Source organism: Aquamicrobium lusatiense (genome assembly GCF_014201615.1).
GTDB classification, from domain to species: Bacteria; Pseudomonadota; Alphaproteobacteria; order Rhizobiales; family Rhizobiaceae; genus Mesorhizobium; species Mesorhizobium lusatiense.
Map to the genome: position 1 here is coordinate 40,989 of NZ_JACHEU010000009.1, position 13,871 is coordinate 54,859.

The 13,871-nt window shown below is 60.3% G+C and carries 10 protein-coding genes and 1 pseudogene; 5 read left to right on the forward strand and 6 right to left on the reverse strand.

Going from position 1 to position 13,871, the window contains the following annotated elements:
- Window positions 1-328: 328 nt before the first annotated feature.
- A complete protein-coding gene (locus tag HNR59_RS20405; protein ID WP_183833137.1) occupies window positions 329-1,114 on the reverse strand; it encodes a helix-turn-helix transcriptional regulator in 786 nt (261 codons plus the stop codon).
- A gap of 97 nt (window positions 1,115-1,211) precedes the next feature.
- Between HNR59_RS20405 and HNR59_RS20410 the strand changes: the two genes are divergently transcribed.
- The 4 genes from HNR59_RS20410 to HNR59_RS20425 all read left to right on the forward strand — a co-directional run bounded on the left by HNR59_RS20410 (window position 1,212) and on the right by HNR59_RS20425 (window position 8,437).
- A complete protein-coding gene (locus tag HNR59_RS20410) occupies window positions 1,212-2,672 on the forward strand; it encodes an MFS transporter (RefSeq protein WP_183833139.1) in 1,461 nt (486 codons plus the stop codon).
- A gap of 441 nt (window positions 2,673-3,113) precedes the next feature.
- The gene (locus HNR59_RS20415) at window positions 3,114-3,614 is read left to right on the forward strand and encodes an RNA polymerase sigma factor (protein ID WP_183833142.1); all 501 of its coding nucleotides are present in this window, start codon (window positions 3,114-3,116) and stop codon (window positions 3,612-3,614) included.
- Between the two features lie 133 nt (window positions 3,615-3,747).
- A complete protein-coding gene (locus HNR59_RS20420; RefSeq protein WP_183833144.1) occupies window positions 3,748-4,704 on the forward strand; it encodes a FecR domain-containing protein in 957 nt (318 codons plus the stop codon).
- Between the two features lie 109 nt (window positions 4,705-4,813).
- Window positions 4,814-8,437 carry a TonB-dependent receptor domain-containing protein gene (locus HNR59_RS20425; protein WP_183833146.1) on the forward strand — a complete coding sequence of 1,208 codons (3,624 nt, stop codon included), beginning with the start codon at window positions 4,814-4,816 and terminating at the stop codon, window positions 8,435-8,437.
- A gap of 214 nt (window positions 8,438-8,651) precedes the next feature.
- Here HNR59_RS20425 and HNR59_RS20430 read toward each other — a convergent pair whose 3' ends face one another.
- The 4 genes from HNR59_RS20430 to HNR59_RS20445 form a co-directional block, all read right to left on the reverse strand.
- Window positions 8,652-9,914, reverse strand: a complete 1,263-nt coding sequence (locus HNR59_RS20430) for an aminotransferase-like domain-containing protein (RefSeq protein ID WP_183833148.1) — start codon at window positions 9,912-9,914, stop codon at window positions 8,652-8,654.
- Between the two features lies 1 nt (window position 9,915).
- Complete coding sequence (locus HNR59_RS20435; protein ID WP_183833150.1) at window positions 9,916-10,680, reverse strand: amino acid ABC transporter ATP-binding protein; 765 nt, start codon at window positions 10,678-10,680, stop codon at window positions 9,916-9,918.
- On the reverse strand, window positions 10,677-11,597 hold the full coding sequence (locus HNR59_RS20440) for an amino acid ABC transporter permease (protein ID WP_183833152.1): 921 nt from the start codon (window positions 11,595-11,597) through the stop codon (window positions 10,677-10,679). Before HNR59_RS20440 ends, HNR59_RS20435 begins: the two co-directional genes overlap by 4 nt.
- Window positions 11,598-11,664: 67 nt before the next feature.
- The gene (locus HNR59_RS20445; protein ID WP_183833154.1) at window positions 11,665-12,480 is read right to left on the reverse strand and encodes an ABC transporter substrate-binding protein; all 816 of its coding nucleotides are present in this window, start codon (window positions 12,478-12,480) and stop codon (window positions 11,665-11,667) included.
- Window positions 12,481-12,682: 202 nt separating this feature from the next.
- Here HNR59_RS20445 and HNR59_RS20450 point away from each other — a divergent pair, with 202 nt between their 5' ends.
- Window positions 12,683-13,573 carry a LysR substrate-binding domain-containing protein gene (locus HNR59_RS20450; RefSeq protein ID WP_183833156.1) on the forward strand — a complete coding sequence of 297 codons (891 nt, stop codon included), beginning with the start codon at window positions 12,683-12,685 and terminating at the stop codon, window positions 13,571-13,573.
- A gap of 205 nt (window positions 13,574-13,778) precedes the next feature.
- Here the strand turns inward: HNR59_RS20450 and HNR59_RS20875 are convergent.
- Window positions 13,779-13,871 (reverse strand): annotated as a pseudogene (locus HNR59_RS20875) (RES family NAD+ phosphorylase); the annotation flags it as partial.

Consider the following 13,871-nt stretch of genomic DNA (forward strand, 5'->3'; position numbering starts at 1 on the left):
AATTTTGAGATGTTACTGTTGCTATTCCCAAGGTCCGGCATCTTTTGCGTAACGACTACGTCAGAGAGGCAGCGAGAGCGTGAAGAGTACTCTCTCCCACTGGGAGCAGCGCCCTCGGCTTGGAAAAGCCAGCCAACAGTTCAAGCGATTATCCGTTTTGATCAGCAATCTCCAGTCCTACCTGTGCCAGAACACTACCGCGATTGTTGACTGCTGTCACCGATATTAGTCCGCTCAGCCGACAAGAGTTCTCCAGCCGAAAGCGCGCCAACAGCCTCGTCACGGCGCCGCAGGCGCATGGACACTTTCTTGCCTACATGCAGCGTGGTCAGCGTTTTTGCGCGTAGACGACGAGGCGCAGATGCTGTCCGCCATCAACGGTAAGCGATGTGTGCTCAAACTCCAGGGGCTTCCCCCCGACACGGATCACCCGGGTGCCGGTGCAAGGCGCATGGACGTCCTGACTGCGCCACCAGCTTTTGAACGCGCGCGAAACCGCCTCCAGTTCCGCCACCAGCCTTCCGGCATCGGCATCTTCCCGTGCGGCGGCGAAATCACGGCGGAAGCTCGCCAGCATCGCCGGCGCCTGTTCTTCCCAGTCAACGATCGCATCGCGCAGCGCGGAATCCGTAAAAAGCAGCCGTAGCATGTTTCGCTGGCCGGGTTCATGGCCATTGAACCCGAACAGCGAGTCGGCGGGATCGTTGAAAGCCAGCACGTCCCAGCGCAGGTTAATGATATAGGCGGCGTGGGGAGCAAGGTCTTCCACCAGTCGGGCGGCGAGTGCCGGCACGATACAGAACGTCTTGCCGGGTTCTGCCGGCGGACGCTCGTGGGCGAGCAGAAACAGATGCCTTCGTTCGGCGGCATCGAGTTTGAGCACGCGGGCAAGATTGTCGAGGAAATCGGCAGAAACCCCAATCTCGCGGCCTTGCTCAAGCCATGTGTACCAGGTCAGTCCGACCCCTGCGAGGGCGGCAACTTCCTCCCTCCGCAGCCCGGGTGTTCGCCGACGCTTGCCGGATGGAAGGCCAACGTCTTCCGGTAACAGCCGCTCCCGGCGCGTGCGCAGGAAATCGGCAAGCTCTGGTCGGGTTCGCTCAAGGGTGCGCATCGGTTCGCCCATTACAAAAAGCAACAGCATAAGCAGTTAAATTGTAAAAGGATAATGTCCGTGGAATCGCTGGTGCGTCAACACACGAGGACGCCAGATGAGTTCCGAGGCCTGCACCACCGAACGCCTTTCCCCCATTCCTCCCGAAGCTGTCCGACGGCCGCCATGGCCTGGCCTGTTCATCCTGCTGCTGGCCGGGTTCGTGACGATTTTCGATCTTTTCGTGGTCAATGTCGCGATCCCTTCCATGCAGGCGGAACTTGGAGCGAGCCTGTCGCAGATCGGGTTCATCGTGGCGGGTTACGAACTGGCCTTCGGCGTCCTGCTGGTTACAGGCGGGCGGCTTGGCGATCTCCATGGGCGGCGGAGGCTGTTCATTCTCGGCATGGCCGGGTTCACAGTCGCATCGCTTTTTTGCGGGATTGCTCCAACCGTCGAAATCCTGATCGGCGCGCGCGTATTGCAGGGGTTGGCGGCGGCGTTGCTCTTCCCGCAGGTTTATGCCTCGATCCGGGTGAATTTTTCCGGCGAGGACAGCCGCCGCGCCTTCGGCTTTCTCGGCATGACGCTCGGGCTGGCCGCCATTGCAGGACAAATCGTCGGTGGCTTTCTGGTTGAAGCCAACATCTTCGATCTTGGATGGCGCACGATCTTCCTCATCAACGTGCCTGTCGGAATATTCGCAATCCTGATGGCGCGGTTCATACCGGAGACGCGTTCGCCTGAACGTCCGGCGCTCGACTGGCCGGGTGTGGCGTTGGTTACCCTCGGGCTGACGATGCTTCTCGTGCCGCTGGTCGAGGCTCCGACACATGGCTGGCAGCTCTGGAGTTTCCTGTCGCTTGCCGGGGCTGCACTCCTGCTCACCACCTTCTATCGCCATCAGGAACGTCGCCGCAAAGCCGGCCATCAGCCTCTCGTCGACATGGCGCTGATGCGTCAGCCGCGCTTTGCCCAGGGTGGACTGTTGGTGCTCCTGATCTATTCGACGGCCTCATCCTTCTTTCTCTGCTTCGCGCTTCTGGTGCAGACGGGTTTTGGCCTCAGCCCCTTCGATGCAGGCAGCGCCTTCGTGCCCTGCTCCATCGCTTTCGTCATCCTCTCGCTCAGCGCTCCGCGCCTTGTGGCACGTTTCGGCACACCTGCCATTGCTCTGGGCGCGCTGGTATATGCGGCCTCACTCGGAGTGCTGGTAGGGCAGGTGTGGATTGCCGACGCCGATCTTGTGGTGGCGCATCTTATCCCGGTGCTGATCGTCATCGGCGGGGCGCAGGCGATGATCATGACGCCTCTGCTCAACCTCGTGCTCGGCTTCGTGGAGGAAGGTCATGCCGGAATGGCATCGGGCGTCATCTCCACCCTCCAGCAGGTCGGCGCGGCGCTCGGCGTGGCCCTCGTCGGCATCCTTTTCGGTGCAGCGCTCTGGGAGGGTGCCGAATTACAGGCCGCGCGCTACGCCTCGGCCTTCGTCTCCGGCATGAGCTACAATGTTGCGGCGGCCATCCTGGTAGCGATCCTGCTGGCACGACTGGCAGTTCATGGAAGCCGGAAAAGCTGAGGGTGGTGTGTGTGGCCGCCTCCTTGCCGCAAGGTGCGCAGCCGCAGCCCTCGCAACGGGCTGAAGACGCTCTCTTCGCAGCGACTCCTTTTCTGGAAGAGTATCGCGTCATGTCAGCCCGTCCTGTTCCGCCATCGTCGGTGGCATCTGTTGAACAGGGCATCTCAACCTCAGCAGATGGAAGTCTCTAACCAGCCGCTTGTCTGCAAATACCAAAATCCGACCGTCGCGATGGAGAGGCTGCATGGACTGCCCCGCCAAAGGCCGGAATCCGCTCAAGCCCGCATCCATGGACCGGATCTGTCCTGACGTTGAGATTCATACGGATTGTGGTCCCTTCCTAAACATGATTAAGAAACACAACTTTTATCATCCGATCCGCTTCTGAAAGCGGGGAACCAGTCGGTGTCTCATGCCTGGCCTTTTGAAAGAAGCAGACGAATGACCGGCTGGAGCCAGCGTCTGGCGCGTCTTTTCGAGCAACATAGGCAAAAGCTGGAATCTCTGGTGACGCGATCCACTGGCGATCGGGAAGTGGCGTCCGATATCGTGCAGGATGTATTCTCGCGGGTGCTGAACGGCGATCAGGAAAGAACTCACGAAGAAAGCGTCAGGATCCTGTATGTGTCGGCCCGAAATGCGACGATCGACCATGTGAGGACGCAGAAGCGCCGACGGGAACTCCTTCGACGCATAATGCCGGAGCAACTTGCCTGCGATGTTCCGACACCGGATTCGATAGTTGCGGGCCGTCAGGCGCTTCTGGAACTTGATCAAAAGCTCATGGAGCTGGGACGCATGACACGGGATATTTTCCTGTTGCGCCGGGTTCACGGCATGTCGAATGCCGACATCGGCAAACGATACGGCATTTCCGTGAGCTCGGTCGAAAAGCATGTTGCCCGCGCCATGCGCCATTGTCAGAAGGCGCTGTCCGACTGACCTGGCTGAGGCGAATGGTTTTTCATCTGTGAGGATTTTTTCCTCGGACGTTATCAGATTAAAAGGCTCGTTTATCCATTGGCCAGCTGGGATAAGCCGGGGGACGATAAGAGAGGTCGAGCCAGGGGGATGGATGCCGCCAAGCCGCAATACGACTGAGGAACAAAGGGATATCGCTGCACTGTGGCTGGCGAAGCAGACGGGCGGCTCGCTCACGCCTGATGAGCGTCGCGAGCTGGAGCACTGGCTGAATGTCGATCCTGCCAACCGGTTGGCCTGGGATGAAATGCGGGTGCTTTGGGCGCGCCTGGAGAAACCAGCGCAACAGGCCGCGGCCTCCTCACCTCCGCGCGGCGTGGTGGCCCGGCAAATGATGTCGCCTAAGGCATGGCTGACGGCGACCTGTGCAGGCGCGGTCGCCGTGTTCGCGGTCTGGGTGGTCAATCCCCATTTTCTGGAAGACCTGCAGGCCGATGTCGTCTCGGGACACGCCTATGTGATGCCGGTGAGGCTCCCGGACGGCTCCGTGGCAAGGGTAGGGGCCGATACGGCGATTGCCTTCGACTTCGATACCACGCGCCGGCATGTGCGCCTGCTGCGCGGAGAGGCTTTCTTCGAGGTCACGCCAGGCAGCACGCCGGCCTTCACTGTCGATGTCGATGGCGACCAGATACGGGTGGTCGGGACGGGTTTCAATGTCGACCGCAAGTCCGGCCGGACGACGGTGGCGGTCGAGCACGGCGAGGTTGCGGTGAGGGGCGCCCATGACCGGACGTCCCGTCATCTGACGCCGGGGCAACAGATAGCGGTCACCTCCGGGGCCGGAGGCACAGTGGAAGAAGCCGACCTCGACGCCTCACTCGCCTGGTTGTCGGGGCGGCTGGTCGTTCGTCAGGTACCGGTTTCCGATGTCATTGCCGCGCTCGGCCGGCACACCTCACAGCGGCTTCTCGTGAGAGGAAGCGTTTCCGGCAGGCGGATTTCCGGCACGTTTTCGCTGGACGATGTAGACGGGTCGCTCGACACGATCGCGGCTGCGGTGGATGCGACCGTCGTCCGCGCGCTGCCTCTCGTAACCCTCATGTTTTAAAGTCGCGCTTTTTTCTCAGGATTTTTTGACCCGACCATGAGGTCTTGCCTCCGTCATTCGTTTTAAGGGTAGGGGATGACGGATGTCCCCGCTCGCTCGGGGAGTCGTGATGTCGGGGTCGAACCACAAGAATCGTATCAGGAATGTCGCTGCGCTCCTGCTTTGCAGCACCGCAGCACTGGCGGCAATGCCGGGCTGCCCGGGGCTCGCCCATGCTCAGGCCTCGTCGAGTGAACAAGCCTATCAGTTCGACATCCCGGCAAAGCCGCTGGCTTCGGCTCTGGCCGATGTGGGGAAGGTTTCCGGCTGGCGTATCGCTTATGCCTTCGACCTGTCCGGCACCAGTGCCCCGCTCAGCGGCAGCATGACGCCGCAACAGGCGGTGTCGCGCCTGCTTGCCGGAACGGATGTGAGTTATCGTGTTTCGGGTCCCCGCTCGATCGTCTTGCAGGATCGCGTCTCCGCTGCCCACGCAACACCCGCCGCCGGCACTCCGCCACCAGACGGCTCGACAGTTCTTAACACCATCAACATACAGGGCGGCGGTGCGAGCACGGTCTACACGCCGTTCGAGACGGCTGCCGCAGCGAGCCACATTCCGGCCGAGCGCATCGAACGCTTCCGGGGATCGAGCCCGGCCGACATATTTCGTGGCACGCCGGGCGTGCTGTCAGGCGAGGCGCGCAACGGCGCCGGTTCCGTCGACGTCAACATCCGCGGCATGCAGGGGATGGGGCGTGTTCAGGTCAGCGTGGACGGCGCCGAGAACGCGCTTCAGATCAGTCAGGGCTATCAGGGCATTTCCAATCGCACCTTTCTTGACCCCGACCTGATCGCCGGCGTGGATGTCATCAGGGGCGCGGACGTTTCATCGCGCGGCATCGCCGGCAGCGTGGCTTTGCGCACTTTGACTGCCGACGACATCGTCAGGCCCGGCGACACCTGGGGGGTACGCGTCAAAGGCGGTTTCGGCACCAACACATCGAAGCCGGAGCAGGGGGCGGTTGGCGGCTATGCGTGGCCCATCGTTCCATGGCTGGAGCCGAAGGTGCCTGTCGCCTCCGGTCAGGGTCTGGATCGTCCGGGGCTTTTGCAGCCCAGCAGCGGCTCAGGCAGCGTCGTGGCCGCAACAAAGGATGAGAACTATGACCTGCTGGCCGGATATGCATATCGAAAGCAGGGCAACTATCATGCGGGCAGGAACGGGCCGGCAGCCTCGCCGGTCAATCTCGGGCCCCGGCCATACTGCTATTCCGGCGGCATCTGTGATGATCGCTCCTGGGAGAATTACTATCAGAATGAAGGAATAACCAACTACCGGCCCGGCGAGGAAGTGCTGAACACGCAGCTCGAAACGCAGTCGTGGCTGGCCAAAGCCACGTTGCATCTGGAGAATGAGCAAACGCTGCATCTTGGCTATACAGGTTTCCGCAGCGAGGGCGGAGACCTGCTGGCATCCCTGTTAAGCACCGAACGTATCCAGCCTGTGCAACAGCGCCTGACCACGGGGGTGGGGCTCGATACCGGCACATTGCGGTATCGCTGGCAGCCGGCGGACAACGAACTCATCGACCTGACGGTGAATGGCTGGGTGTCGCATCTGCGGCAGCGCTACGCACCGCGGGACCAGGGCAAAAACAAACCGGAAGATCTGGGCCTGCCTACCGACTTCCGCGCAGGCTCCGACTCGCTGCTGTGGGGTGGGGATGTCGCCAACACGTCGCGTTTCGATCTTGCCGGATATGGCTCGCTCGATCTTTCATACGGTCTTTCCTACACCGCCGAGGACACCAGCCCGACAAAACATGCTCTCGTGATGGTTCCCGGGCAAGGCAGCCGCGGGTCGGTCATCCGCGACGCCGCAAGGCAGGAGGCCGGAGCATATGCCCGCCTCGCTTACAAACCGCTCGACTGGCTGACGGTGAATGCCGGAATGCGCTATTCGCACTACTGGTCGGATGATCGCAAGGTTCCCATCATCGATTACGGTGCATCGCGCAAACGCAACGATGGTGGCTTCACCCCGGCTGTCGGCCTGACGCTTGAGCCTCTCCGCGGCGTCCAGCTTTATGCGAATTATGCCAGCGCGATGCGCATGCCGAGCATCGTGGAGGCAGGCGGAACTTTCGTTGTGCCCACGGGAAATCTCAGCCCCGAGCGCAACAACAGCTGGGACGTTGGCGCGAACTTTACAACGGACGGCCTTCTGTCCTCCGGCGACAGCGCCATGCTCAAGCTTGGCTATTTCAACTGGGATGTGAAGGATTACATTTCGCGCGAATACGGCACGCTTGGCGGCACGCAAAATGTCGGCATGTATGTCCACAACATCGATCGCGCGAAATTTTCCGGCATCGAACTGACCGGCCGTTACGAGAACGGCGGCTTCACGGCAGAACTGAACGCAAACTATTATCTCGGCGTCGATTTCTGCTATGCGGCCGGAACCTGTGCCAATGCCACGCTCTATGGCGACTATGCCACCAATCAGGTCCCACCGGAATATTCCGTCGACCTGTCGCTGTCGCAGAAACTCTTCGACGACCGCCTGACGCTTGGCGGCCGCATGCTCCATGTCGGCCCCCGCGCTGCCGGCCATGGGCAGGTCACCACCACCGGGGCGATGCAGTTCATTTCGCTGGTGTCGTGGAAGCCATACACGCTGGTTGACGTATTCGCCGAATACAGGGTCTCGGACAGTCTCACGGCAACCGTCCGTGTCGAGAACCTGACCGACCAGTATTATGTCGATCCCCTGAGCCTTGTCCGCCAACCTGGCCCGGGGCGAACATTTTATGCAGGCCTGACGGGTACCTTTGGCGGAAACCAGACCCTTCCGCATTTCTCAGCGCCCTTTATCCGGGACCTCAAGGGCGGCAAGGTGGACTGGACCGGCGCCTATGCCGGGTTTCATTTTGGCACCGGTGTTGGCCGCACATGGGGGAACACGACCTCGCTCGACGGCACGGCACCAGACGTAGCGGCAACGGAATCCGCCGATCTGAACCTCAACGGTATGAATTTTGGCGTGCAGGCCGGCTACAACTGGCAGTTTGGCAACGGGCTGGTTCTGGGCGCAGAGGCGGGCTGGACGAAAAGCTATCTCAATGGAGCGCAGGGAGCGGCAACGACGGAAAGCTGGACAAGCTCCGTTGGACTGCCCGGAGAAGGGCTTCAGGCGAATACCCACTACAATATCGACTGGACAGCCGCCTTGCGCGGTCGCGTCGGCTATGCGTTTGACAACAGGTGGATGCTCTACGGATCGGGCGGTGTCGCCTTTGCAAAGGAAACCCAGTGGCGGGATCAGTTTGCCATCCAGGAAGTCATGCAGGACACGACGGATGTGGTCTTCGTGGAGAAGGATTCGGCCACGCGCATCGGATATACGTTCGGCGGCGGTGCAGAATATGCGCTCAACGAGCGATGGTCCATCAATGCCGATTATTCATACAGCGGCTTTTCGCGAAAGGGCTTCAGGTTCGACAAGGCGCGTGCTGGCGTGACCCGGGACTACGTGACACAGGAAGTGATCGGCAAGGAGTGGAGGGAAAACCCGAACCGCGAGATCTTCGGCGATGCGATGTGTGACATGATCCCGGGCTTCTGCGATCCTTTTGAGGCGGATGTCTACGGACCGGTTCACCATCAGGGCAGCCCCACAACGGGCCGCCGCGCGTCGAACGCGCTCGACTTCCACACCTTCAGGATCGGCCTGAATTACAGGTTTTGATCGCGAAACAGGGTCTGGCGCTCTCCTCGTCTTTAGGGAGCGTCACGAACCTGTCTGGGACCGTTGTCCAGCAAAATTCTTGACAAAAAGGGACTTGGGGCACATAGCCCTGCAGTTCTTCGGCCATCGGCTTCCGAGCCGTTTGGCGCATTGCCGCGTGAACGAGGCAGACTGCGGAACGGGAGCCCTTTCCGTTCCGCGGTCTTCACACGCATCAGAAGGTCTGGAGTTTTAGCGATGCGTCGGCGAGAGCCTCCAGTTCCGAACTGTCGACCTCTCCTGTGCGAAGCGACGCGAATGCCTCTCCCAGAGCCTCGACGCCCTGCCGGATGCGTTCCGGCTCCTCGTAGGAATAGCAAAGGCGCAGCGCATTTCTGGAAGGCTCCAGCGGATAGGACAGGCGACCCGAATAGGTTTTCACGCCCTTTTTTATCGCAAGACCGGCAAGCATGTCGGCATCGATGTCGTCCGGAAGTTCCACCCAAAGGAAATATCCGCCCTGCGGAACATGGACGCTCGCTTCGGGCAGATGGCGGCGCAGTTCGTCTACCATCATGTCCCGATGAATGCGCAACTGGCGAATGATCGCGGCAATGTGGTGCGCCACCTGATTACCGGCGAGGAGTTCGAGAAAAATGCGCTGATTGAACGGACTGGTGCCGCCATCGGCCTTGTGCGCGGCCATACGCTCTATGATCGACGCGGAGGCAATGACCCAGCCGATGCGCATGCCTGGCGCCAGTATTTTCGAAGCCGTACCCAGCGCAATCACCACGCCGGACTCATCGAGGCTTTTCATGGGCGGCACCGCCTCGCCCTCGAAGCGGATACGCCGATAGGGGTCGTCCTCGATGATCACGAAGCCGAAACGCCGGGCGAGACGGATCAACTCGTGCCGCCTCTCCAGGCTTGTGGTGATGCCGGTCGGGTTGTGAAAATCAGGAACGTCAAACAGCAGCTTGGGCAGTTTATCTCCCGCGCTCTGAGCGGCCGCGAGCCTTTGTTCAAGCACATCCGCCTGCATTCCCTGCTCGTCCTGCGGGATGGCCCAGAAATCAGCCTCATGCGTGCGCAGGATGCTGAGCGCGGTCATATAGGTTGGCGCGGTGACGATGACGGCGTCGCCCGGTTCGATGAAAACCCGGCAGGCAAGATCAAGCCCATGCTTGGCGCCGTTGACGACCATCACATTGTCGCGCGCGCAGACGATGCCGTCGGCGGCAACATAGTCGACGATCTGGTCGCGAAGCTCTTCCAGACCAAGGACGTCGGAATATTGCATCGTCTCCGTTCGGTGAGCCGCCGCCGCCTTGCCTGCCTCCATGCTGATATCGGGCAGGCAGCGTGGAAAGGCATAGCCTCCCGACAATTCGACGAGATCATTTGCTGCGGCATGGCTAGCATGGCTGGAATTCAGCGCGCGCGCGGCAAACCGGTATGAGGGATTGTTTGGTGTCTCGATATTATGGTTTGCCATCTCACATAACTCTGCTCAGGAATGCACGGGTGCGTTCTTCTTTCGGATCGGTGAGGATGGAACGCGCGGCACCGCTCTCGACGATTTCGCCGTCGACCATAAAATGCACGGTATCGGCGACCTCACGGGCGAACCCGATCTCGTGGGTGACGAGGATCATCGTCATCCCTTCTTCGGCCAGCGTTTTCATCACCGCCAGCACCTCGCCGACCAGTTCCGGATCAAGCGCCGATGTCGGTTCATCGAACAGCATCAGGCGTGGCTTCATCGCCAGTGCCCGCACGATGGCGACACGCTGCTGCTGGCCGCCGGAAAGCTGTGCCGGATATTCGTTTTCCTTGGCGGACAACCCCACCCGGGCCAGCAATGCGCGCGCATTCGCGGTCGCTTCCTTGCGGGAAGCGACACGCAGGATCACCGGCGCCTCGATGATGTTTTCCAGCACCGTCATATGCGGGAACAGGTTGAAGCGCTGGAACACCATGCCGATATGGGCACGCTGGCGTGCGAGCGCGGTTTCATCCAGCTCGTGGAACCGGCCGTTGCGTTCCTCGTAACCCATTGGCTGGCCGTCGACATAGATCATGCCGCGGCTCTGGGTTTCGAGCCGGTTTATGCAGCGCAGGGCGGTGGATTTTCCAGCTCCGGAAGGACCGATGATACACGCCACTTCGCCGTCCAGAACATCAAAGCTGACATTCCTGAGCACATTGACCGTGCCAAAAGACTTGGAAACGTTCCGGACCTCGACGACAGTCTTTTTCATGGCGTTCCGGCTTTCCTGTTCCTGCTGCGCCCGAACATGATGGCGAAGAAATCCCTGAGCGATTGCAGGGCCTGAGGCTCCTGCGTTTCAGCAAAACCCCGCGAATAGCGGCGCTCGATATAGAACTGCATGATGCTGAACACCGTGGTCAGCAGCAGGTACCAGAGGCTCGCAACGACCAGCAGTTCGAGGATGCGGAAATTCTCGTTGTAGATCCGGGTGGCCTGGGTCAGCAGATCACCCGCCGCGATCACCGAGATCAGCGATGACGTCTTGAGCAGCGAAATGAACTGGTTTCCGGTTGGCGGGATGATGATGCGCAGCGCCTGCGGAAGCACGATGCGCGACAGAACCCTGCCCGGCGGCATGCCGAGCGCCTTTGCGGCTTCGCGCTGGCCGCGATCGACACTCAATATGCCGGCCCGCACGATCTCGGACATGTAGGCGCCTTCGTTGAGGCCCAGTCCCAGCAGTGCCGTGAGGGTTGCCGTCATCAGCGCATTGGTTGAGATGTCGAACATCACCGGGCCGCCGGGAATGCTCAGCGATATGCTTGGGAAGATGATGCCGATATTGAACCAGAAGATCAGCTGCACAAGAACAGGCGTTCCCCGGAAGAACCAGATGAACGCACCGGCCGTGCTGCGCATGACGGGATTGTCGGACACACGCATCACCGCAAGCATGATGCCCAAAACCAGCCCGATCAGCATGGATCCGCATGTGATGTACAACGTGATCCAGACGCCCGTGAGAATACGGGGATCAAACATATAGGCCGGCACCGTCGAAAAGTGGAATATCTCGTTGCGCGCCACCTGCCAGACCAGCAGGACTACCAGCAGTGCGATGAGCAGGCTGAACACCCACCGCCCCGGGTGGCGTCGGAGGACGATCTCGTAGTCATCCTTTATCATTGTCGCTATTCGCTCCGGAGAAATAGGGCGTGACCCGGAAGGCACCGGGCCACGTTTCAGGTGCGGGTCAGCGGGCTGCCGCGTTGACGGTCGCCTTGCCGATCGCGATCTGGCTCACGTCGTATTTTTCGAGAATGCGCCCATATTCGCCGCTGGCGATGATGGCATCGAGACCGCGCATCAGCGCCTGAGCCAGCGCTTCGCGGTTCTTTGCGATCGCCATGCCATAAGGGGCAGCGGAGAACTGCTCGCCGACAAGATCAAGAACGCCGTCGGATTGCTGGACCTTGTAGGCCGACAGCGGATAATCATGGATGATCACGTCCGCACGACCGCCGCGCAGCTGAAGCATGGACTGGGTGGCTTCAGGAAATTCGTTGACCGTGACGGCAGGCCGTCCTTCAGCAACACATTTCTCCGACTGTCGTTTCGCATAGGTTGTGGCAAGATCACCGGTCTGCGAAGCAACGATCAGGCCACAGATATCATCAATACCCTTCACGCCCTTTGGATTGCCTCTGGCGACGATAATGCCTGAACCGACATCGGCGTAATTGACGAAATCGACGACCTGCTGGCGTTCAACGGTGTCGGTAATGCCGGTCATCCCGACATCGAAGCGGCCAGCGCTGATGCCCGGAATAATGCCATCGAACTTGATGTTGACCCACTCGACCCTGAGCCCAAGTTCCTTCGCAATCGCTTCGATGATCTCGGCGTCGATGCCGACATACGCACCGCTGCTGTCAACCGAGACGATCGGCGGGAAGGAAGCGGTCGCCGCGACTGTAATGGCGTCTTCCCTGATCAGGCCGAGATCCTGATCCTGCGCGTAAGCAGTCGTAACGGCACCGAGGGATACGGTGAAAACCACCGCCGCCATGGCAGAAATTCCGCGGCAAAAAGTGCGTGTTTCGTTCCTGATTGACATAGGCTTCCCCTTTTCCAATTCGAGTTTCTTATACAGGTAAAGATGACGAACTTCCCTGTTTATAAGGATGAGCCTATGTTTCATTCAGTGTCTGCGAACTGTCCAATCCTATTATTGGTATGAAATATAAGGTTCTCTTATAGATGGGGGCGACATGAATCTGAAACAGCTTGAGGCGTTCAGGGCCGTCATGATCGCTGGCAGCATGGTTGGTGGGGCCAGGCTGCTTCGCATCTCCCAGCCTGCTGTCAGCCAGATGATCCGTCTCTTCGAGAAGCAGGCGGGGATTCAGCTTTTCCGCCGCCACAACGGCAAGATTTCAGCCACTCCCGAGGCGGACATTCTTTTTGCCGAGACCGAACGCGTCTATTCGGGGGTCAAGATGCTTGAGCGGCTGACCGAGGGCCTGCGCCACAACACCTACGGGACATTGCGCATCGCCGGCTTCCCGGCAATCAGCCGGCAGGTTCTGCCGAGGATCATCTCGCAGTATTGCCGAGAGCGGCCGGAAGTGAATGTCACACTGGATTCCATCCAGTCGCGCAATATCGCGGATCTCATCGCGCGGCGCGAGGTCGATCTTGCCCTGTCGGTCCTGCCCAGTGACCGCGACGAGGTGGAGGGACGCATCGTCGGCACCCTGAGGGCGGTCTGCATTTTGCCGCACGCTCATCGCCTGCGCGATCGCGACGTTATTCACGCCAAAGACCTTGAGGGGGAGGCGTTCATCTCCCTTGGCGGGACAGATCCCTCCCGCATGATGATTGATGAGGTTTTCGAGACGCTCGGCGTCAACCGCCGGCTTCATGTTCAGACGACACAGTCCGACATTGCCTGCGGCTTCGTCGCTGAGGGAACAGGTATATCCATCATCGATGAACTGACGATGTCCTGGTACGGTGCCGAGCGGATCATCGCACGTCCCTTCGAGCCGGGCGTATCCTTCCGGGTCTGGCTTCTCCAATTGCGCACCAGCCGGCAATCACGGCTGGTGAAAAGCTTCTCGGAACTGCTTCGCGACCAGATCCCCGGCTTCCTTGGATGACAGGAAGCCGGCATGCGGGGGAGGGAAAGCGTAGCGAGCAGGTTCGGTCCCTGCACGGCAACCCCCTGTACCGCAACGCGCACGCTTTCATTGAGCCCGGACCAAAACATCATGCTCTTCAGGCCAGCCGCCCTGATTGTGCAGTTGCGTTGCGGATCGCCGGCTCCGTGCCGTCAGCATCTTTAAATTCGAACCCGGAATGGCCCTACCGCGACAGCCGGCCTTCGTCGTCGATCAGGGTGAGCCGGCAGGGTGCGGCGTCGCCCCAGCGCCAGAGGACCAGATTGAGGTCGTCATC

What these genes read in the sequence shown, in the direction of transcription:
- HNR59_RS20405 (WP_183833137.1), bottom strand. Translation starts at nt 1,114, where the DNA reads ATGCGCACCCTTGAGCGAACCCGACCAGAGCTTGCCGATTTCCTGCGC.
- HNR59_RS20420 (WP_183833144.1), top strand. Translation starts at nt 3,748, where the DNA reads ATGCCGCCAAGCCGCAATACGACTGAGGAACAAAGGGATATCGCTGCA.
- HNR59_RS20450 (WP_183833156.1), top strand. Translation starts at nt 12,683, where the DNA reads ATGAATCTGAAACAGCTTGAGGCGTTCAGGGCCGTCATGATCGCTGGC.
- HNR59_RS20435 (WP_183833150.1), bottom strand. Translation starts at nt 10,680, where the DNA reads ATGAAAAAGACTGTCGTCGAGGTCCGGAACGTTTCCAAGTCTTTTGGC.
- HNR59_RS20425 (WP_183833146.1), top strand. Translation starts at nt 4,814, where the DNA reads ATGTCGGGGTCGAACCACAAGAATCGTATCAGGAATGTCGCTGCGCTC.
- HNR59_RS20415 (WP_183833142.1), top strand. Translation starts at nt 3,114, where the DNA reads ATGACCGGCTGGAGCCAGCGTCTGGCGCGTCTTTTCGAGCAACATAGG.
- HNR59_RS20430 (WP_183833148.1), bottom strand. Translation starts at nt 9,914, where the DNA reads ATGGCAAACCATAATATCGAGACACCAAACAATCCCTCATACCGGTTT.
- HNR59_RS20410 (WP_183833139.1), top strand. Translation starts at nt 1,212, where the DNA reads ATGAGTTCCGAGGCCTGCACCACCGAACGCCTTTCCCCCATTCCTCCC.
- HNR59_RS20445 (WP_183833154.1), bottom strand. Translation starts at nt 12,480, where the DNA reads ATGGCGGCGGTGGTTTTCACCGTATCCCTCGGTGCCGTTACGACTGCT.
- HNR59_RS20440 (WP_183833152.1), bottom strand. Translation starts at nt 11,597, where the DNA reads ATGATAAAGGATGACTACGAGATCGTCCTCCGACGCCACCCGGGGCGG.